17 protein-coding genes are annotated in these 18,462 nt (G+C 39.9%); 11 read left to right on the forward strand and 6 right to left on the reverse strand.

From position 1 onward, the window contains the following. Positions 1 to 59 precede the first annotated feature (59 nt). From ACO6S0_RS05240 to ACO6S0_RS05250, 3 genes are all read left to right on the forward strand, one after another. Positions 60 to 1,280: a multiheme c-type cytochrome gene (locus ACO6S0_RS05240; RefSeq protein ID WP_422350946.1), complete on the forward strand. Its 1,221-nt coding sequence runs from the start codon at positions 60 to 62 to the stop codon at positions 1,278 to 1,280. A 63-nt stretch (positions 1,281 to 1,343) separates the two neighbouring features. Then, entirely contained in the window at positions 1,344 to 2,195 is an 852-nt protein-coding gene (locus ACO6S0_RS05245; protein ID WP_422350947.1) for a 3-keto-disaccharide hydrolase, read from the forward strand. A gap of 297 nt (positions 2,196 to 2,492) precedes the next feature. After that, the gene (locus tag ACO6S0_RS05250; RefSeq protein WP_422350948.1) at positions 2,493 to 4,037 is read left to right on the forward strand and encodes an FG-GAP repeat domain-containing protein; all 1,545 of its coding nucleotides are present in this window, start codon (positions 2,493 to 2,495) and stop codon (positions 4,035 to 4,037) included. Positions 4,038 to 4,261: 224 nt separating this feature from the next. On the opposite strand, the gene ACO6S0_RS05255 is transcribed toward ACO6S0_RS05250, so the two are convergent. Both ACO6S0_RS05255 and ACO6S0_RS05260 read right to left on the reverse strand, forming a co-directional pair. Next, positions 4,262 to 5,017 carry an IS3 family transposase gene (locus ACO6S0_RS05255; protein WP_422350949.1) on the reverse strand — a complete coding sequence of 252 codons (756 nt, stop codon included), beginning with the start codon at positions 5,015 to 5,017 and terminating at the stop codon, positions 4,262 to 4,264. Between the two features lie 23 nt (positions 5,018 to 5,040). Further along, positions 5,041 to 5,316, reverse strand: a complete 276-nt coding sequence (locus tag ACO6S0_RS05260; RefSeq protein WP_072882405.1) for a transposase — start codon at positions 5,314 to 5,316, stop codon at positions 5,041 to 5,043. Positions 5,317 to 5,872: 556 nt separating this feature from the next. Here ACO6S0_RS05260 and ACO6S0_RS05265 point away from each other — a divergent pair. The 7 genes from ACO6S0_RS05265 (at position 5,873) to ACO6S0_RS05295 (ending at position 11,350) form a co-directional block, all read left to right on the forward strand. Next, on the forward strand, positions 5,873 to 7,174 hold the full coding sequence (locus ACO6S0_RS05265; RefSeq protein WP_422350950.1) for a site-specific integrase: 1,302 nt from the start codon (positions 5,873 to 5,875) through the stop codon (positions 7,172 to 7,174). Positions 7,175 to 7,645: 471 nt separating this feature from the next. Continuing rightward, positions 7,646 to 8,089, forward strand: coding sequence for a ParB/RepB/Spo0J family partition protein (locus ACO6S0_RS05270; RefSeq protein WP_422350951.1), 444 nt, complete (start codon positions 7,646 to 7,648; stop codon positions 8,087 to 8,089). 69 nt (positions 8,090 to 8,158) lie between these two features. Then, positions 8,159 to 8,323 carry a hypothetical protein gene (locus tag ACO6S0_RS05275; RefSeq protein ID WP_422350952.1) on the forward strand — a complete coding sequence of 55 codons (165 nt, stop codon included), beginning with the start codon at positions 8,159 to 8,161 and terminating at the stop codon, positions 8,321 to 8,323. 902 nt (positions 8,324 to 9,225) lie between these two features. After that, the gene (kduI, locus tag ACO6S0_RS05280; protein ID WP_422350953.1) at positions 9,226 to 10,056 is read left to right on the forward strand and encodes a 5-dehydro-4-deoxy-D-glucuronate isomerase; all 831 of its coding nucleotides are present in this window, start codon (positions 9,226 to 9,228) and stop codon (positions 10,054 to 10,056) included. 13 nt (positions 10,057 to 10,069) lie between these two features. After that, positions 10,070 to 10,825: an SDR family oxidoreductase gene (locus ACO6S0_RS05285; RefSeq protein WP_422351803.1), complete on the forward strand. Its 756-nt coding sequence runs from the start codon at positions 10,070 to 10,072 to the stop codon at positions 10,823 to 10,825. 112 nt (positions 10,826 to 10,937) lie between these two features. Next, positions 10,938 to 11,057, forward strand: coding sequence for a glucuronate isomerase (locus ACO6S0_RS05290; protein WP_422351804.1), 120 nt, complete (start codon positions 10,938 to 10,940; stop codon positions 11,055 to 11,057). Further along, complete coding sequence (locus ACO6S0_RS05295) at positions 11,045 to 11,350, forward strand: glucuronate isomerase (RefSeq protein ID WP_422350954.1); 306 nt, start codon at positions 11,045 to 11,047, stop codon at positions 11,348 to 11,350. The genes ACO6S0_RS05290 and ACO6S0_RS05295 overlap by 13 nt, the downstream gene beginning before the upstream one ends. 368 nt (positions 11,351 to 11,718) lie before the next feature. Here ACO6S0_RS05295 and ACO6S0_RS05300 read toward each other — a convergent pair whose 3' ends face one another. Further along, entirely contained in the window at positions 11,719 to 13,347 is a 1,629-nt protein-coding gene (locus tag ACO6S0_RS05300) for an alkaline phosphatase D family protein (RefSeq protein WP_422350955.1), read from the reverse strand. 306 nt (positions 13,348 to 13,653) lie between these two features. Then, positions 13,654 to 14,616: a nitrilase-related carbon-nitrogen hydrolase gene (locus ACO6S0_RS05305; protein ID WP_422350956.1), complete on the reverse strand. Its 963-nt coding sequence runs from the start codon at positions 14,614 to 14,616 to the stop codon at positions 13,654 to 13,656. Positions 14,617 to 15,231: 615 nt separating this feature from the next. Here ACO6S0_RS05305 and agaR point away from each other — a divergent pair. Next, positions 15,232 to 16,005, forward strand: a complete 774-nt coding sequence (agaR, locus tag ACO6S0_RS05310; protein WP_422350957.1) for a transcriptional repressor AgaR — start codon at positions 15,232 to 15,234, stop codon at positions 16,003 to 16,005. 320 nt (positions 16,006 to 16,325) lie between these two features. Here agaR and ACO6S0_RS05315 read toward each other — a convergent pair whose 3' ends face one another. Together ACO6S0_RS05315 and ACO6S0_RS05320 are read right to left on the reverse strand one after the other, a co-directional pair. Further along, positions 16,326 to 16,523 carry a DUF2961 domain-containing protein gene (locus ACO6S0_RS05315; protein ID WP_422351805.1) on the reverse strand — a complete coding sequence of 66 codons (198 nt, stop codon included), beginning with the start codon at positions 16,521 to 16,523 and terminating at the stop codon, positions 16,326 to 16,328. 436 nt (positions 16,524 to 16,959) lie between these two features. Continuing rightward, positions 16,960 to 18,369, reverse strand: a complete 1,410-nt coding sequence (locus ACO6S0_RS05320; RefSeq protein ID WP_422350958.1) for a Gfo/Idh/MocA family protein — start codon at positions 18,367 to 18,369, stop codon at positions 16,960 to 16,962. Positions 18,370 to 18,462: the final 93 nt, after the last annotated feature.

Raw genomic sequence — 18,462 nt, forward strand, 5'->3', positions numbered from 1 at the left:
ATAAGCAAATCAGACGGAGGGAGTTTTAGCCTACTCATTTTTGATGTGTTTCAATTTTTATGAAGGACTACAAATTTTTGACATACATTTTCATTTTCTTGACAGTCATAGGTCTCCTCCTTCTTTTGGAAAGACTTGTCAATTCTGCTTCTGAAAGTCCTTATATCTCTATCGATCCCATAGCCAAGCACATCAACGGACAGGGTTTTGCCGGATCAAATAATTGTATCGATTGCCATGGGCATATTTTCCAATCCCATATTGAAACAGCACATTTTCAGTCGTCTAGACTTGCGGACAGTATATCCATAAAGGGGAGTTTCAACAAGAACAACAGCTATTTGCTCAACGATGAGATTGTGTTCTTAATGCACTCCAGAGCGGATGGTTTTTACCAAGATGCATTTTTGAGGGCAGACAGTTCGTTGGTCGATTCCAAGCGAATGGACATTGTGATCGGCTCCGGTACTAAGGGACAAACCTATCTTAATTGGCAAGAAGACGAGCTTTTCCAGTTACAAGTATCGTATTTTGAGCCTTCCGGGAGTTGGGTGAACAGTCCGGGGTATCCCAGCGGGGTTTTTGCGCCAAATCGCCCCATAAGACAACGCTGCCTTGAGTGCCATGTAACTTTTGCGGAAAATAAGAACGTATTCAACAAACCTCATGCTTATGATAAATCAAAATTTATTTATGGCATTGATTGTGAGCGGTGCCATGGGCCAAGTGTGGGCCATGTAAACTACCATTTGGCCCATCCAAATGAGACTGAAGCCAAAAAGATACTTTCCTATTCCCATTTTACCCAAAAACAGAAACTCCAAGCCTGTGCTCTCTGTCATTCAGGGGCTAAAAGAAGAATGGAAGAAAGGCCTTTTTCATTTATGGCCGGAGATACACTCCAGGATTATCCCAATCCGGATTATGATAATACCAGCCTGGGTTCATTGGATGTTCATGGCAACCAATATGGTCTTTTATTGGCCAGCTCGTGTTTTAAGAAGAGCAAGGCTATGGACTGTTCAAGCTGCCATGACCCGCACAAAAACCAGCGTGGGGATTTTGAAAGTTTCAATGCAAAATGTATAGCTTGTCACCAGCAACAGGGAAATGACATTGATTGTGCCATGGAAGTGGACAAAAGACTGACCGTGGGCAACAATTGCGTGGAATGCCATATGCCCCTCACTTCTTCAAAATCCATGTCCATATATGATTCAAAAGATTCAGTGCTTGTTCCCGTGAAGATCAGGACGCATTTAATTGATGTTTACAAATGACCGAAATAGACCTACAAGTTTTTGGCGTATATTAATCTATATAAATTTAAACAAGAGCAAACCATGAAAAAATCGGTGTTTTGGGCCATAGCAATTACAATGTTTGCAGTTTTGGGGTTTTCTCCCAATGAAGTTGAAAAAAAATGGACTGTACTTTTTAATGGCAAGGATTTGTCAAATTGGGATACATACATTGGAGCAGAATTTAATGGGGGAGAGTGGGATGAATGGACAAAAGGCCCAAGATTGGGCTTGAATAATGATCCTGACGGGCTGTTCAAAGTGGATGTTCTGGAAGGAGAGCCTGTTATTCATGTGTCTGGAAAGCGTTTTGGGGGGCTGTCCACACATCAAGAATTTGAAAATTATCATTTGCAGTTACAGTTCAAATGGGGGAGCCATAAATATGCCCCAAAGGAGAATAGTCCACGGGACAGCGGCCTTCTCTACCACGCTGTCGGCGAACATGGAGCGGACAGTGGTTTTTGGATGCGCTCCCAAGAGTTTCAAATACAGGAGGGTGATACCGGCGATTATTGGGGTTGTGCAGGCGCAACCTTTGACGTTCCGGTCAAGATGGAAGGAACAAGTTTCATTTATGACCCAGAGGGCGAACTACTGCATTTTTCACCTGCAATTGAACGTGGGAGGCATGCGGTGAAGTCCATTGATGCCGAAAAACCTTCAGGTGAGTGGAATACCATTGACCTGTATTGTTTGGATGGTATTGCCATACATGTTATTAACGGACAGAAAAACATGGTACTGTATAATTCCTCTCAAATCGATAAGGATGGTCAGGAAATTCCATTGACCAAGGGAAAAATTCAACTACAATCAGAAGGTGCAGAAATATATTTCAAAAATATACAGATTAGGCCATTAAAAAAATTGCCGGGAAGGTATTTGAAGTAGTATTCACTTGGATAGCAAATATTGAAGAATTGATAGATTCCATCAATTTCATATAGATACCCTGGAGATCATTTTGTACGGTTCTGCCTAAATAGCTTTGCAGTTTGATGCCCTAAGGGCTAAATATTATTTGAAACATGAGCCATTGGTATGATGTCATATTCTGATTCTATTTTGTGTTGATGGTTGGAAAAAGGGATTTAAGTTGCAAGGACATCAAAAAAGTTTGGGGGCCTAAAGCTCATGAGGATTTTGATTCGCAGAATCTAAATGATAGTAACAGTTTAAAAACAACACATGGAAAAAAAAAGCCATTCTGAACGGAAAATACGACCATTATTCTTAGTAGTAATCTCAGCTCTTATTTTTGGTATGCTATCATTGGTTTTGTTCTTCCCTAAAAATAATAAACAACTGACAAGTATTGAGGTTGAATATCAGATGTATTGTGGCAGCTGTCACATTGCTCCCAATCCTGCGCACATTCCAAAGTCAATATGGGAAAATAATGTACTTCCAGAAATGGCGGCACGAATGGGATACCGTTACAACGACTTCAATCCATATAAGTATTCGATTGAAGAAAATCATTATGTTCGATTGAGCAATACTTATCCTGAAACGCCCATGCTGGACAGTGTGACTTGGAAACGGCTACATGATTATGTTATAGGTAAGGCTCCTGACAGTGTTCAAAATGTGCCTACGAGGAAGGGAAGGGCGTCCATGCTTTTCCAGTTTGATCCGCGGATAATGAAAGTAAATAACAATACCCTTACGGGAGGGGTTATAAATGTAAAAATTGACGGTTCAACGGGAAGGATAATGATAGGGGATGTTTTTGGCCAAATCCATGAATGGAAAAAATCACCGCCAGTAGACACCGCATTCGAATCGCCTGTGGTTTCAAGTGTTATTGATCAAGGTACCCTTTATCTTACCGAGATTGGAATAATGGGCCCCAGTGAAATTCCAAAAGGTAAGCTTTATAACGCTGGTACGGATACGATTGCACTGCTCTTAGAAAAATTACACAGACCTGTTTATACCCAAATCTTAGATTTGAACGAAGATGGGCAAAAGGAAATCATAGTCTGTGAGTTTGGACATCATACCGGGGAGCTCTCCCTTTTTGTGAAAAAAGATTCCACTTACAAAAAACGCACTTTGTTAGCTTTGCCTGGAAGTATTAAGGTTGAAGTTTTGGATATGGATGACGATGGGAAAAAGGATATTGTGGCGCTGTTTTCCCAAGGCAGGGAAGGAATTTATGTTTTTTATCAAAAGGACAATCTAAGTTTCAATATGGAGCAGGTGATTGGACTATCACCCGAACATGGCCTTAGCTGGTTTTCCATTTTGGACTACAACAAAGATGGGCATGCGGATATTGTTGTGGCCAATGGGGATAATGCGGATTATTCTAATTTTTTAAAGCCTTATCATGGGGTTAGACTATACTTGAACAATGGCGAGAATGAATTCTCGGAAAAATGGTTTTATCCCATCAATGGGGCAACGCGGGTTCTGGCGGATGATTTTGATTTGGATGGGGATGTTGATTTTGCAGTGATGTCGTTCTTTCCAGATTTTTCGGATAATCCTGAAGAAGGATTTGTCTACCTTGAAAATCAAGATTCAGAATCCTATACCTTTAGGCCATATGTTACCCAAGAGGCAATGTTGGGGAATTGGTTGGTGATGGATAAAGGAGATCTTGATTATGATGGGGATATCGATCTGCTTTTAGGAAATTTCAATTTGTTGAGGGATGATTCATTTAGGCAAGAAAATGATCATGACCTTTTATATTTAGAAAACACCACTATTCAAAATGACTGATAAGTATCAAAGTATGTCATGTTTGGCAAAAGTGTTGAATTGTTTATAATTTTTCCGATTGCTCATTAAGAGCATGTTTATTAATAATTTTATAGTTCGTCGTATTTATAGATGTAGATACCCCGATCTTTAGGACAGTTTCTCTACAAAACTAATATAATTGTCAGGCCGCTCTCTTAAATAGATCGATAGGTCTTTCATAGTCGATGGACCGATGTCTTCTTTCATGGTTGTAATAATCTAAGTACTCTTCCAATAACAGATAGAGTTCCATACCGTCCCTTGGCGGGTTCAGGTATATCTTCCCATGCTTCACGGTCCTCCAGCTTTTCAATAAATGCATTGTCGGTGGCCCTTCCCTTACCATCCATGCTCAGGCGTATTCCCTGTCCAAGGACATAGTTGGCGAACTCCTCGGCGGTAAACTGGCTTCCCTGGTCCGTATTGAGGATTTCCGGTGCCCCGTGCTCACCTATGGCCTCTTCCAATGTTTCCCTGCACCATTGGGCATCCATGGAATTGGACACGCTCCAGTTCAGTACATAGCGGCTGTGCAGGTCGATGATGGCCACCAGGTAGAGATATCCCTGTTGCATGGGGATATAGGTGATATCTGTGGCCCATACCTGATTTGGACGCTCGATGGTCAGGTCCCTCAGCAGGTAGGGATACGTTTTGTGGTCCTTGCACCTTCGGGAGGTATGTTTTCCCGGAAGGACTGCCCTGAGCCCCATTACCTTGTAATAGAGCCGTTCGATCCGGTTTCTGCTCACTTTATAGCCTTTGTCCTTGGTCAGCCAGATGTGCATGCGCCTTGCCCCTTTGAAGGGATGGTGGAGATAATGTTCGTCCATCTCGCGCATGAGTTTCAGGTTCAGTTCGGTCTCGCCCTTGGGCTTATAGTACAGCCCGGAACGATGGACCGACAATGTTCTGCATTGTTTTACAATGCTCATCTTGGAATGACCCTTGCGTATCATTTTTCTGCGTTCGGAGAGTGGTCTCAGCGCAAGGCGTCCTTTAAAAAATCGTTCTCGACCTTCAACTGGCCTATGGCCTTTAGAAGTTTGTCCTTCTCCCTTTCGGTCTCGCTGCGGGCATCCTTCTTTCCCGATTCGAACACCTGCTCGGCCCCATCGAGGAAATCGCGCTTCCATGCGCTGATCTGGGTCGGGTGTATCTCATACTTCTGGGCAAGTTCGGCAAGGCTATGCCGCTCCTTTAAGGCTTCCAGGACCACTTTGGTCTTGAACTTCGGGGTGAATTTTCTTCGTGTCATATTCAGTAAATTTAATGATTAAACTTACTGCCCTAATTTTTGGGGTATCTACAGATTTAACCAAAGTTTACCACCATATGATCCTATTAAAATTAAACAGTGAAACAATAAAACCAAATTATCAACTTAATTGGTTAATCATTTTATCTTTTGCAACAATAGATTTTGGACCTCTTTTGTTAATGAACAAATGATATTAATCGGTATCTTCAGTATTCTGAAAGTCACAAACGTTCTAAAAAAGAGACCAAAAAGGCGACCGATCAGAAAAATGAGAAGTTATATGGTTGGTTTTTAGTGAGATAAGAATTTTTCTCACATTCTGCCACCCCGACGAACCATGATTTTGTGAGCACAAACAAAATCATAATTCATTAAAAACCAGAAGATTAAATGTTTTCTGGTTTTTTTTGTGCCCATTTGAAACCAATAGTGAGGATGTCCTATACGATGTCCTATTTTCTTAGGGGCAAATTCCTTAACTTGTACGTTCTGATTTGATTTTCATGTGATTTGATTTTCGCTCAACGGATTGTTTCATTTAAAGCGAAAACACATGAACTGTACCAATTCCTTTATTGTCAGTTTCTGGCTGAAGAAAACAGCCAAAAAAGAAGACGGACTTATTCCTATTTATGCGCGTATCCGATTTGAGGGCCGCTACTGTGACCTAAGTGTCCATAGATCTACCAAGGAAGAACGATGGTCTGCAAAATTGGGCAAATTGGACCATCGGGCCCATGAGGCCAATAGTACCAACAAGTATCTTGATAAGGTCCATGCAAAGCTCATGGACTGCCACAGGCAATTGTTCTGCGAAGGCCTGCCCATTTCCCCCAATGCCATCAAGCAGCGTTATTTGGGAAGGGATAAAAAAATTGTCTCACTAGAGGATATTTTCGAATATCACCGCACACATGAGATACCTAAATTGGCTTCAGGTACTTCCAAGAACTATGGTGCCACGGAAACCTATCTCAAAAGGTTCATCAAGAAAAGGTTCCATACCAAGGATGTCAGATTGTCCTTTATCGATTATTCCTTTGTTGTTGAATTTGAGAGTTTCCTAAGGACTTGTACCCCAATAAATAAACACCAGCCATTGACCAACAATGGGATCATGAAACACTTGGAGCGCTTCAAGAAGTTCGTGGGAATTGCCTGTAAATTACAGTGCATATCCATTGATCCTTTCCATCAATACAAATTGAAATATGAGGATTATGACAGTGATTTTCTCGAGGACTGGGAATTACAGAAGCTATGGTCATTGGAAGTTGTGAGCAATGGGATGGACATTGTCAAGGATGTTTTTCTTTTTGCTTGTTATACGGGCCTAAGTTATACTGAGGTCAAATTGCTGAAAGCAAGTGATATTGTGTCCGGAATTGATGGAGAGCAGTGGATCAATGTCAAGCGGAAAAAGACCAAGACCCCCGTAAAGGTACCTTTGCTCCATCCTGCAAAACTTATTTTGGATAAATATCAAGAGTATGCCATTGCAGAAAACGGAAATGCCTTGCTACCGGTATATTCCAATCAAAAGGTCAATCATTACCTTAAATTAATTTCTAAAAAGGCACATATCCAGAAACACCTGACCTTCCATGTGGCCCGACATACCTTTGCCACAACAATTACATTGATGAACAATGTTCCCATTGAAACGGTTGCGAAACTGTTGGGGCACAACAAACTCTCGACGACTCAGAAATATGCCAGGGTGGTGGAGAAAAAGATCAGCAAGGATATGAATGCCCTCAAACAAATTTTGGAAGGGCAATCGAATGTAGATAGCCGAGAATATAACAACCATGACATTGCGAAACAAAAAGGGCACTTAAGTATTATTAGATAGAACGTGGAGGCACTTGCATAGCTATTTCATTAGGTAATTGTTGTTTCAACCAAAATCCGCCTTTTTGTATGGAGAACAATCGTTTTTTCAATGAACAGGAGGAAGCAAAACCTCTTTCCAAGACATTTAAAAATCTCTGTATGCATGGATCAAAATATAAAGTTGTCGTGGAAAAGATGAGAACAAACTATCTCCAAGGTAACGTAACGGGCCAGTATTGTGCTCAGCATCCTAATACTTGATCAAAAAATAGGTGAAGGCTGTAATACATCAATCTTCCAGTTCAATTGAAATAATGGGATATGTAGCTATCCAATATTCCCGAAAGTTAAGCCCGCAAATTGTTTGTCGGACAAGGGACGGCATAAAACCGTTCCTTGGGTCGCTATTTATTCCGTTTCCTTGCCGCTCCAAAGATTTGTCTTCCGCTTGGCCATCGCTCGAATATTGTTTAACCAAAATCCAAAAGTCATGGAAACAAAAACAAAACCAGATGTGGCCCGTAGGAGAATCAACGGGCAAAAAACAAAGGGGAAGGGTCTCAAAAACGTTCAAAAAACGGAAGTGTTTCCCCAAATCCAGATGCTAGAAATCAATTCTATTTCCCCAGATTCTTGCCAACCCCGTAAAACCTTTGACGACCAGAGCCTCGAACAATTGGCACAGAGCATCGCCGAACATGGGGTATTGCAGCCGATCACGGTCCGAAAATCCAATGATGGCTATATCATCGTCATGGGTGAACGTAGGTACCGGGCCTGTAAATTAGTAGGATTAACCACAATACCGGTCATGGTCAGGAACTATGTCGATACGGAAGTTCTCGAAGTACAGATCATCGAAAACCTACAGCGCAAGGATGTGGAACCCACCGAGGAGGCCGAGGCCATCCAGTTTCTGTTGGACCGTTACTAACCCAGTGAGATTGCCCAACGGCTGGACCGTTCCAGGAACTATATCCGTCAGCGCATCAAATTGGCATGTTTGATCGAAGGGTTCAAGTCCTTTGTCCGCAGCGGGGAAATGACGATTTCCCTTGGGGTGGCATTGGCACTTTTTGAACCTGGTGAGCATCGGGTCAAACGTATGATTGAAAGCCGGACCTTTGACCTGTCCAGAGCCTGTTTTGATTTGACCGACAAGACTTAAGTACCCAAAGCAGGGGCTTGTGATGTCTGTCCATTCAATGCCGCAAACCAGGGCAACCTTTTTGGGGAAGGGAAGATGGTCTGACTGGGTTCTGAACCTAAACCCCGGACCCCAGTATATATCTACATCCTGCCATGATCCACTGGCCAATGTTGACGATTTGTGAACCAAAAAACAATATGATTTGTCAATGACAACTTTCGTTATGTAAAGATAGCGGCAAATCCTTGGTTTTCAAGTGTTGTTCGGATCAATTCTAGATATTTTTTGGTTTTTGCTGTTTACGGATGAAGTTCTTTATGATGTAAAAGGGATATTTACCTATTTTAATCAAAGTTTTGGTGGACACATAACGAATTACCTAAATTAATTCAAAATTCAATTCTTTCAACGTCGATTGTTCTTTATGCAAAACTGATATACTCCTTGAACGTAGGTCAACATCGTTTTTATAGTAGTTCTAATAAGAACGTTGAACACTCAAAACCAAAATTGTACATGAAGGTTTACAATTTAATATTGACATCGTATAATCCTTTTCTAAAGGTTGTAAAAAAATCATAGTACTGTCGATATAATTTTTTTATGAATTGGTACCTTTTCTTTATTTGCTAGTAGCTAATTGTTCGTCTTTTCTAAAACCATATTAATGATGACAAGGCCTGAAAAATAGGTTAGTTACTCAACTAGAATGTATAGTTGGTCTGCAGGTAGTAGTTTTTCTGCCTTTTACATGTAAAAAAGTTAAAAAAGAGGGGGCTACCTAATTGTATTCAAAAGTAAAGAAATTACTGTGTAGAATTTTTGCTAATCACTGGTAAATGAATAAAAATATTAGGTTTTAGTGGGAATTGACTTGAAAAGGCCTACATTTGCGCAATCGATTACATAAATAGAACGCTATGACGAACCATCAATTAAAATACACGGTACACCCGGAAGATGCAAAGTCCTATGGTACGGAAAAATTAAGAGATCACTTTTTGCTAGACAATCTTTTTCTAGAGAATTCTGTTAACCTTACCTATTCCATGTACGATCGTTATATTGTAGGTGGTGCAAATCCTAAGAACCAGGACCTGGCCTTAAAAACAGTTCCATATTTGAAGTCTGAACACTTTCTGGACCGTAGGGAAATTGGCATTGTGAACGTTGGTAATAGGGGGGTGGTGTCGGTTGATGGTATAGCATTTGAACTTGATAGGAAGGAGGCACTCTATGTTGGCAAAGGAGTAAAGGAAGTTGTCTTCAAGACTGGAGGTGACCCACTGTTTTATTTTAATTCAGCACCTGCTCACAAAAGCTATCCGACCCAGAAGGTGGGTGTTGATAATGCAGAGGTAATTGAATTAGGGAATCCTAAGTATGCAAATCAGAGGATTCTAAAGAAATTAATTGTCAATGGGATTGTAGAAACTTGTCAGTTACAGATGGGAATCACCGAGCTCGTTGAGGGTAATGTTTGGAACACCATACCAGCACATACCCATGAGAGAAGGATGGAAGCCTATTTTTATTTCGAATTGGAAAAAGGCCAAACAATATGCCATTTTATGGGGCAACCACAACATACAAGACATATTTTCATGCAGGCCAACCAGGCAATTCTTTCGCCTGAATGGTCTATACATTCAGGGGCTGGAACATCTAATTACTCGTTCGTATGGGGTATGGCAGGTGAGAACCTTGATTACGGGGATATGGACATTTGCCCAACAGATAATTTGAAATAGGTCGATGGAAAAGATGTTTGATTTATCTGGAAAAACAGCCTTGGTCACTGGGTGTAAAAGAGGAATTGGATTTGCGATGGCGGAGGCTTTGGCAGAGGCTGGGGCTAACATTATTGGAGTGTCAGCCACATTGGAGACATCTGGTTCGGCAGTTGAAAAACGTATTTCCAAAATTGGCAAGAAATTTATCGGTTACCAATGTGATTTCGCCAATCGAAAATCATTGTACGATTTCATAAAAAAAGTTAAAGACGAAAACCCCGTCATTGACATTTTGGTAAACAATGCTGGTACAATACTAAGGAAACCTGCCATTGACCATCCAGATGAGTATTGGGACAAGGTGATGAATGTAAATCTTGATTCCCAATTCATTCTGAGTCGCGAACTGGGAAAAGAAATGGTAAAACGCGGTAAGGGAAAAATTATATTTACAGCATCACTGCTCACTTTTCAAGGTGGAATTACCGTTCCAGGGTATGCTGCTTCGAAGGGTGCAATTGGCCAACTGACAAAGGCCTTGTCCAATGAATGGGCGGCGAGGGGCGTTCAAGTAAACGCTATTGCTCCTGGCTATGTTGCCACTGATAATACAAAAGCTTTGCAAGAAGATGCTGAAAGAAATGCATCAATATTAGCTCGGATCCCTGCATCCAGATGGGGAAAGCCTGAAGACTTTAAAGGACCCGTAATTTTCTTGACCTCAAAGGCCAGTGACTATGTTACCGGCTCAATTTTAACAGTGGACGGTGGTTGGTTGGGACGTTAATTAGGAGTACAGTTTGAAAAATGGTAAAGATCAATTTCATTACAGAAGATTTTCTGCTAAGTAGCACGTATGTGAATGAGTTCTACCACAATTACGCCGAATTCTCTCCATTATCGATTACCATTGTCACCTCCCTCCCCAGCAAATTGCCGAAGACCATATGTTTGAAAACCTTACGCGGATTTGGATAGATGGTAATCACTACAAGTGGGGAGGGCCATGCGTACAATGAGCATTGACGAGGAATTGATAACGGGAAGCGCATCTGACAAGGAAAAATTTATAGCTTGGGCCAAAACAATACCCCATGCACTTCGAAATCCATTGTACCATATTTGGAACTCAAATATTATTTCGGGTATTGATGAACTTCTCAACGAAGATACGGCACTTGATATCCATCAAGAGGCATCTAAAAAGCTACTTATCCATGATAATAGTTGCCAAAAATTGATTAAAGGCATGAACGTGGTGGAGGTTATCTGTACCACAGAAGATCCAACAGACTCCCTTGAACACGATTAGTATATGGCAATAAGTAACTTTGGTGTAAAGGTAAGTACTGCAATTAGGCCCGGATAAGGCCATATTAATCTCCAACGAAAGATATAATTCGTATTTGGACCAGCTAGGCGAAACAAGCCAAATTTAAGGTTTTGATTGTCCCAGAAAACCGTTCATTGGTACTTTATATGGTGTTTTTATACTAGACTAAAAAACTCAATTCAACCTACAGCGTGTTTAATATTGGATTCTTTGCGTTCCACTTTTGGAAACTTAAAGTTTATAGTTGTCCTCAATTATCGACTAGGTCTGTTCAAATGGATTTATGTCCTTTCCTCAACCTATTATCTTTCATGGCTTGTTAAAACGTATGATCAATCATTTTGACACTATTTGTCAAGTTTAATTTTAATTGGAAAGCCTTTGAACTGTTTTGCTTTTCCATTTGAGACATCAATATCTCTTGGCCAACACTCAAACGTAACTTCTTTATTTTTCTTTTTAAACCTGATTAGGCCATAACCTGCACCATTTGAAGGGTTGTCTGGATTGACATAGGCATGCATTGTAATCTTATTGTTGAAGCCGTCCAAGTATCTACCTGTCCATGGCAATGCACCATTTGAATTTTCTCCTGCCTTTTCATCCTCAGGCCACCACCATCTACTATAAAAATCGTTGACTATGGCAGGGACCACGAATGCCCAAGGGCCATCTTCAAAATCATCAATCCCATGTTGGATAACCGTTGCTAAATGTTGATCTCCGGCTATATGTATTGCGTTTGCCTTTTTAATTACTCTTAGAGCTTGGTTTCTGCCAGTTTGCGGCCATCCATTTGAGTCCATATCAGCGTGAAGACGGTTTTCTTTTGATCCGTGTATATGGGCTCCACCACAAAAGCCTGTTTGTGACAACACAACTTTAATTTTATCCTTGTTTTGCTCACCCCATTCGTTCAAGAAATGTAGCTGCCTATCTCCAAGTAGCTCAAGGCCTTCCAAATCAATACTTGCAGGGTCATAATTTGGGTCTAGGATGTGATCTGGTCGAGGACCGATTTGAGGTATTTTTCCTTTAGGACCTGACTTAAACTTTCTATCCTCTATGATTGCAAAATCTAAACCTCCTAATTGCAAATTGGTATAATAAACACCTATGCCTTGTTTGATTGGCGTTGGGTCAAATGGATCGGGAAGATGCCCAGTCTGACACCTTTCAACCATTTTCACATACTCATGATGGTAGTAATACCCCCCTCCATTACCAGCGTTGGTCAATGCCTTCTTTCCAGATTCTCCCCATAGGTTTCCCTGGCCGATATCATGATCATCTGGTATTGTTATACACGGGCGATTCCTAAAAACTTCCCTAAACTGTATCCCAAATTTCAACCAAGCTGCTGTATGTTCAGAATGGTCATAAGATTGATCACCAGCAAAAAAAACTAAATCTGGGTTTTGATGGTTAATGTTGTTGACATAGTGGTTCCTGTTTCCTCTATCTTTATTACTGTTGCACGAAAGGGCGGCCAAAACAATTTCTTTTTTATGTTTTGGATTTTTTCTTATTAATCCTCTAAAAGTAGCCTGTTCTCCATGTAATATCCTATAGGGAATATCTTTGCTGTCATCCCAACCTTCAATGCGAAATAGTGCAGACCATCCAAAGTCATTTACCTTTACCTTCTGTATTTCTAACCATTTTCCATTTTTTTGTATTTCAAGACGAACCTCCCTTGTTTCATTTGGATAGAGTGGAAATAATTGGGCAGTAAGTTTAAGGATGTTGTTATGAACCGTATAAAGTCCGAATGCTATTACGTCCTCTCGATTTACTTTAACATCTATAATTTCATTAGGTTTCCTGTTCCACCAGTCATTTGTTGAAATAGTATCTATACCCTTAAAAGGGGCTATGATCGGCGGTTGAAGGTTAATCTTTGCTTGACCCTTGAATCTGTTGCCGCATCCGTAGAACATTAAAACGACAAATATTATGGGTAAGGTTTTTTTCATGAGTTATTTATATTTAAGGATTAAGGACAGCGATTTCTTTAAGGAAAAGCGCTAGGGAGAACAAGAAGATCAATCCTTCGAATTCAACCTCGCCTATGGCTTAGTATCTTCTATTCAACAAATGAACTTAAAAGTTATGGACGGAAATTTGGGTTTGGTCATGATTCTTTAGTGTTTTCATGTAAATCATATATATGTCAATGGTGGTTTATATTTCTTATTAAGGCCATCGAGTAAGGCTTTTTATTGAAAAATCCTCCATGATGAATAACTATGGTCGTCCATGTGGTTTGGACAAATCCATATTTATGCCCCTTTTCCGGAAAACCTAGCCGTAAATATGTCAACTTCTTTTCTTGTTGGTTCGGAAATTGTTGTGTACAGTGATGGGCGTCGTGCAGTAATCCATCTTTGCCCTGTATTATCCAGTAACAATTTGCTGTCAAATTTTGCTATTATCATTTCATCAGCTGCCTTCCAAGTTTCAGAAATAATCCGACCATAGGGGTCAATCACCATCGCATTTCCTGTTCGGATCTCATCATCATCTTTTCCTATGCCATTACTGAATATATAAAATACCCCATTGTCATGTGCCCTGCTGGGTAACCATCGTAAAAGCCAACCTCTTCCTTTTTCTCCTTTTAACTCCATTTCTATTTCTTTGGGCTTTTCATGTCTATTGTTCCATAATTTGGAATCTACTATTCCCATAATATTCGGATCTTTGGTTCGGCAGCCCCCAGTCTGATGAGGAGCTATTATAACGTTAGCCCCCATCAATGTGGTAATCCTTGTGTTTTCAATTATATTGTTGTCATAACAAATAAGGACACCAATTTTCCAGCCAAAGGGAGTTTCAATGATTGTGTAGTCATTGCCAGAGGACATATGTTTATTAATGAAACAATGTATTTTACGATGAAACTTAAGAGTTCCATCAGGCATGGCCACTATATAGGTGTTGTAAAATTCACCGTTAAAATTTTCAATTAGTCCAGCACAAACGATAATATTGTTCGTGCTTGATATTCTTGAAATTTCTTTGACACTAGGGCCATTCAATAAATCTTCTGCCAATTCGGCAATATCACTTTTAGATAGATTTCTTATAAACCAACACCCAGTTATACAACATTCAGGAAAGACTATTAGGTCAACTTCCTTTTGACTGGCTTGTCGAGCAAAATCCTGTATCCTTTTTAAGTTATATGCCTTGTCCCCATTTTTGTGTTCAAATTGAACACTGGCTACCTTTATGTCTTTCATTTAGAGAGGGTGTATGAAAATTAAATTGGTTAAAAATCCTTATATTATTTAGACAATTCTTCATGAAGAATTCCTTCCATGTAATTAGTAACTTCTCAATATCCCTAGATTATCAAGTAAAATTTTCAATGGAAACTCATTTTCATGATAATTTTGTTCAAAAAATGGGTTGTATTGTATTTTTAGCCACCATATTTGGGCTTGGAACATTTCATGAATGAGCATATCGTAATGTGAAATTGGTTAAAAATAATAAAAAAAAACAATAAACAATTTCATAACGTTATTTTTGAAGAATAAGTTCAGTCTCTCAGCTTGTACAAGTTTGAATTAAAGGAGGCTTTGGTTGAGTTATCCAAAATGATAGACACATCGCCTTAAAAAAAGGAATATAAGTTGCCCTGGTCTGTATCACGAGGGAAGTTTTAACTAGATTTTTTGAAGGATAATTAAGAAGCAATAACTGGCAGTTGCCATTTAATTATCTGGCACAAGATTTTCAATATTTCGAAATGAAGAACAATTTTTTTTTTAGAAATAGTTATTTTTTTAATACTTTTCCGTAAAATTTTGTTCTAAAAACGCACTATACATTTGTTTAATAGATAGTTAGATATGGCTAAAAAGAGATCTACTGTGGACCGGAGGTCATTGATTATTAAAAAACTTAATCAAACAGGAAAAGTCAATGTGAGTGAATTGAGTGGGATGTTTGGGGTTAGTGAAGTCACAATAAGAAATGATTTGGCCAATCTTGAAAAAAAGAATATTTTAATAAGGGCCAGGGGTGGTGCTATGCGTGTAGATCCCGTTGGTATAGACTATGATATTACTGAGAAGGATAAGATAAACATTAAAGCAAAGCAAAAGATTGGCTTGATTGCAGCCGAGTATGTGCATCAGGGAGATACCATAATGATAGATTCAGGTACAACGGCAATGGAGTTTGTTAGAAATATTGATAAAAAAGAAAGGATAACCGTAATAACCAATGCCCTCAATATTGCTAATCAATTTTACAATAATAATGACATTAATGTAATAATACCAGGAGGGGTCCTAAGGAATAAATCGTTCTCCCTTATTGGAGCTGCTGCTGAGAAGAATCTTCGGAACTACTTTTGTGATAAGCTGTTTCTTGGTGTTGATGGATTGGACATTGATAACGGGCTATCAACCCCAAATATAGAAGAAGCCCATTTAAATGCCACAATGATCGAAATGGCAAGTCAGATCATTGTGTTGGCTGATTCGAGTAAAATTGGAAAACGAAGTCTTGCCTTTATATGTCCCATGTCCAAAATCCATGTTTTAATTACGGATAGCGGTATCGGTGAGGAACAGAAAAGTCAAATTGAAAATTTGGGGATAAAAGTGGTCGTAGCATGAAATGTATTTAGGGATTGTATTGTGGCCGTTTAGCTGAACATGATTAAAATTTGGTATGGGGTAATTCTTGCAATGAAATGTCAAAGCTTTTTGGTATTTCTCGCGGAGGATTAGTTATGATTACGCGGTGCTTAAATTGAGGTTTCGTCAAGAGTGGGCAGACCGGTAGGCAATGGGTATTTTGCAATAAAATAAGTGTACTGCAAGTTAGTTATTGACTATCATGCGCATTTCTTTAACTGTCATGGTTCGTGAACGTAGTTTCAATTCGAACTTTTAAATCTTTGAGAGTGAGATAAATCAAGGGTCATGATGGTCGCCTATCCTGTTAAGGCTTTAAGGGGACAAGGAATTAATAACTTTGCCGGGATGCCCGTTATGTGGATTGAGTTTAATGGGGATGTTCTCCCTTTGCCATTCCAAAAAAAATCACTAATCGATATTTCTACAGAGGGATTGTGCTCCCCATCCCAGTAAAATTGTAAAATCGAAAAACACCAATCCTTGGTAGGAGTCATCCAAATGTACTGTATTCCACCAGGGCCATCAATTTCAGCAAGGGTGAAAACCTCTCCGGGTTCAACTATGATCGAGGGGCTTACTTTCCAACCTTGTCCCAATTCGCAAGCTGCATTACTTTCTGTACCATTGCCAATTTCAGCCAATGCCCCTTTTTCTGGTTCTCCTGTAAAGTTCTCAGGATATAGGTCTAGTTTTTGAGTTGGAGAACTTATATGTGTTCCCTAGATGTGAATTCAGCCCGTTGAAAGACAGCTTGTCTTGGGCTTGAGTTACTTCAAAAAGGATAGATTAAGAAGAAAGAAGTTGAACATCTATCCTTTTATTGGGGTGCACATATGGCAAGTGTTTTTCAATAAGAATTTTAGAACAATTTTAAGTCAAGGCAATTTGGTAGTTTGTTGCTTGTATTGGTCAGAATCTATTGTTTGTATGTTATGTTACAATTTGTACCGGCAAGGTTTTCTTCCAATTACCTCTTGTGAAGTCAGGGAAATCTTCGGGAGCTCCACCCTTGGCAACCGAGAGTTCAGTCAACGGAACCACAGCGCTCCAAAAACATCCCTCGTACAGGTTTTGGTCTAGAGGTTCGCCCTTTCTTAGGCATTCTATGATCCTATATCGCATGATAAAATCCATTCCGCCGTGACCTCCTCGTTTGGCTGCCAAACTACCTAGGCGCTTGTACAGGGGGTGTTCATATTTATCATATATGAGTTGTAATTGATCGCCCTGGGCCCATTTGTGAAAGTCCTCTGTGATTCCTGGGATACCATTTTCAAGCGCAATACGGGTTGGAAAGCCTGCCAGAACTCCTTTGGTGCCTTGTATCATGTTAAGTCTAGTGTATGGTCTTGGACTTGTTTCATCCCATTGTACCATGATGGTTTTTCCTATAACGGTCTTGATGATCGTGGTGTTAATGTCTCCTGCCTTGAAGTTCAACTCGGTCCATTTATGGTCTGAGCTATAATTTTCAATTGCATATTTTTTCCTTCCAATTGCTGGTGAGGATAATGAAACTAAATGTGAGAAAGTATCCTTCGACCGAGACAGGTTCATATACTGGGATACTGGGCCAAGTCCATGGGTGGGATATAAGTTTCCGTTGTGTTTGGCATATTCGTAAGTGCGCCATGAGCCAGTTCCTCGGTTCTCTTCGTTCATTTGCCATCTAAGTTCATGAATATAAGCTGCTTCCCCATGCAGTAAATCACCAATGACTCCTTGGTTACACATATTCAGAAATAGTAGCTCATCTCTTCCATAGTTGCAATTTTCCATCATCATGCAGTGTTTCCGCGTTTTCTCTGAAGTATCCACAATGCGCCATAAGTCATTAATGCTTGTAGCTAAGGGAACTTCTAAAAAAGCATGCGCACCTTGTTCCATAGTTGTAATCGCCATAGGGGCGTGGAGATGCCAAGGGGTTGAGATGAAGACTGCATCCGGCTTTACTTCTTCTAGCATTATTCGCCAAAGATTTTGTCCTCCGTAATACTTTGCAATATTTTGGTGGTTCTGTCCATGCTTTTCTTTGCATGCTTTTTCTGCTGCGTTAACCAGGTCCTTGTGCAGGTCGCATATGGCAACCACTTCAACGCCTTTGATTTCTGCAAATTGGTCAACATGCGAGAATCCTCTTGCGCCTACACCGATAAAAGCACACCGTACTTTTTCTAAGGGAGGCGCGGAGAACGTGCCCATATATTCTGCTCCACTGGCTCTGCCGGGCCAGGCGGTGTTGTTTTTTTCTTTATTGGATAAGCACCCCGTAAGTATTCCAGTTCCAAGGATACCCAATGACTTCATGAAGTTGCGCCTATCATCTTTCAGTTCGTGCATATAAAATGTTTTTTTTGTTCAAAAATAATATTAAATAGATATAACGAAAGATAAAATAAGTTAAAATATATTCATTAGTTTTGTAATATTTCA

It is taken from the genome of Flagellimonas sp., assembly GCF_965233845.1.
Classification (GTDB): Bacteria; Bacteroidota; Bacteroidia; order Flavobacteriales; family Flavobacteriaceae; genus Flagellimonas.

What these genes read in the sequence shown, in the direction of transcription:
- ACO6S0_RS05240 (WP_422350946.1), top strand. Translation starts at nt 60, where the DNA reads ATGAAGGACTACAAATTTTTGACATACATTTTCATTTTCTTGACAGTC.
- ACO6S0_RS05245 (WP_422350947.1), top strand. Translation starts at nt 1,344, where the DNA reads ATGAAAAAATCGGTGTTTTGGGCCATAGCAATTACAATGTTTGCAGTT.
- ACO6S0_RS05250 (WP_422350948.1), top strand. Translation starts at nt 2,493, where the DNA reads ATGGAAAAAAAAAGCCATTCTGAACGGAAAATACGACCATTATTCTTA.
- ACO6S0_RS05255 (WP_422350949.1), bottom strand. Translation starts at nt 5,017, where the DNA reads ATGATACGCAAGGGTCATTCCAAGATGAGCATTGTAAAACAATGCAGA.
- ACO6S0_RS05260 (WP_072882405.1), bottom strand. Translation starts at nt 5,316, where the DNA reads ATGACACGAAGAAAATTCACCCCGAAGTTCAAGACCAAAGTGGTCCTG.
- ACO6S0_RS05265 (WP_422350950.1), top strand. Translation starts at nt 5,873, where the DNA reads ATGAACTGTACCAATTCCTTTATTGTCAGTTTCTGGCTGAAGAAAACA.
- ACO6S0_RS05270 (WP_422350951.1), top strand. Translation starts at nt 7,646, where the DNA reads ATGGAAACAAAAACAAAACCAGATGTGGCCCGTAGGAGAATCAACGGG.
- kduI (WP_422350953.1), top strand. Translation starts at nt 9,226, where the DNA reads ATGACGAACCATCAATTAAAATACACGGTACACCCGGAAGATGCAAAG.
- ACO6S0_RS05285 (WP_422351803.1), top strand. Translation starts at nt 10,070, where the DNA reads ATGTTTGATTTATCTGGAAAAACAGCCTTGGTCACTGGGTGTAAAAGA.
- ACO6S0_RS05295 (WP_422350954.1), top strand. Translation starts at nt 11,045, where the DNA reads ATGCGTACAATGAGCATTGACGAGGAATTGATAACGGGAAGCGCATCT.
- ACO6S0_RS05300 (WP_422350955.1), bottom strand. Translation starts at nt 13,347, where the DNA reads ATGAAAAAAACCTTACCCATAATATTTGTCGTTTTAATGTTCTACGGA.
- ACO6S0_RS05305 (WP_422350956.1), bottom strand. Translation starts at nt 14,616, where the DNA reads ATGAAAGACATAAAGGTAGCCAGTGTTCAATTTGAACACAAAAATGGG.
- agaR (WP_422350957.1), top strand. Translation starts at nt 15,232, where the DNA reads ATGGCTAAAAAGAGATCTACTGTGGACCGGAGGTCATTGATTATTAAA.
- ACO6S0_RS05315 (WP_422351805.1), bottom strand. Translation starts at nt 16,523, where the DNA reads ATGACTCCTACCAAGGATTGGTGTTTTTCGATTTTACAATTTTACTGG.
- ACO6S0_RS05320 (WP_422350958.1), bottom strand. Translation starts at nt 18,369, where the DNA reads ATGCACGAACTGAAAGATGATAGGCGCAACTTCATGAAGTCATTGGGT.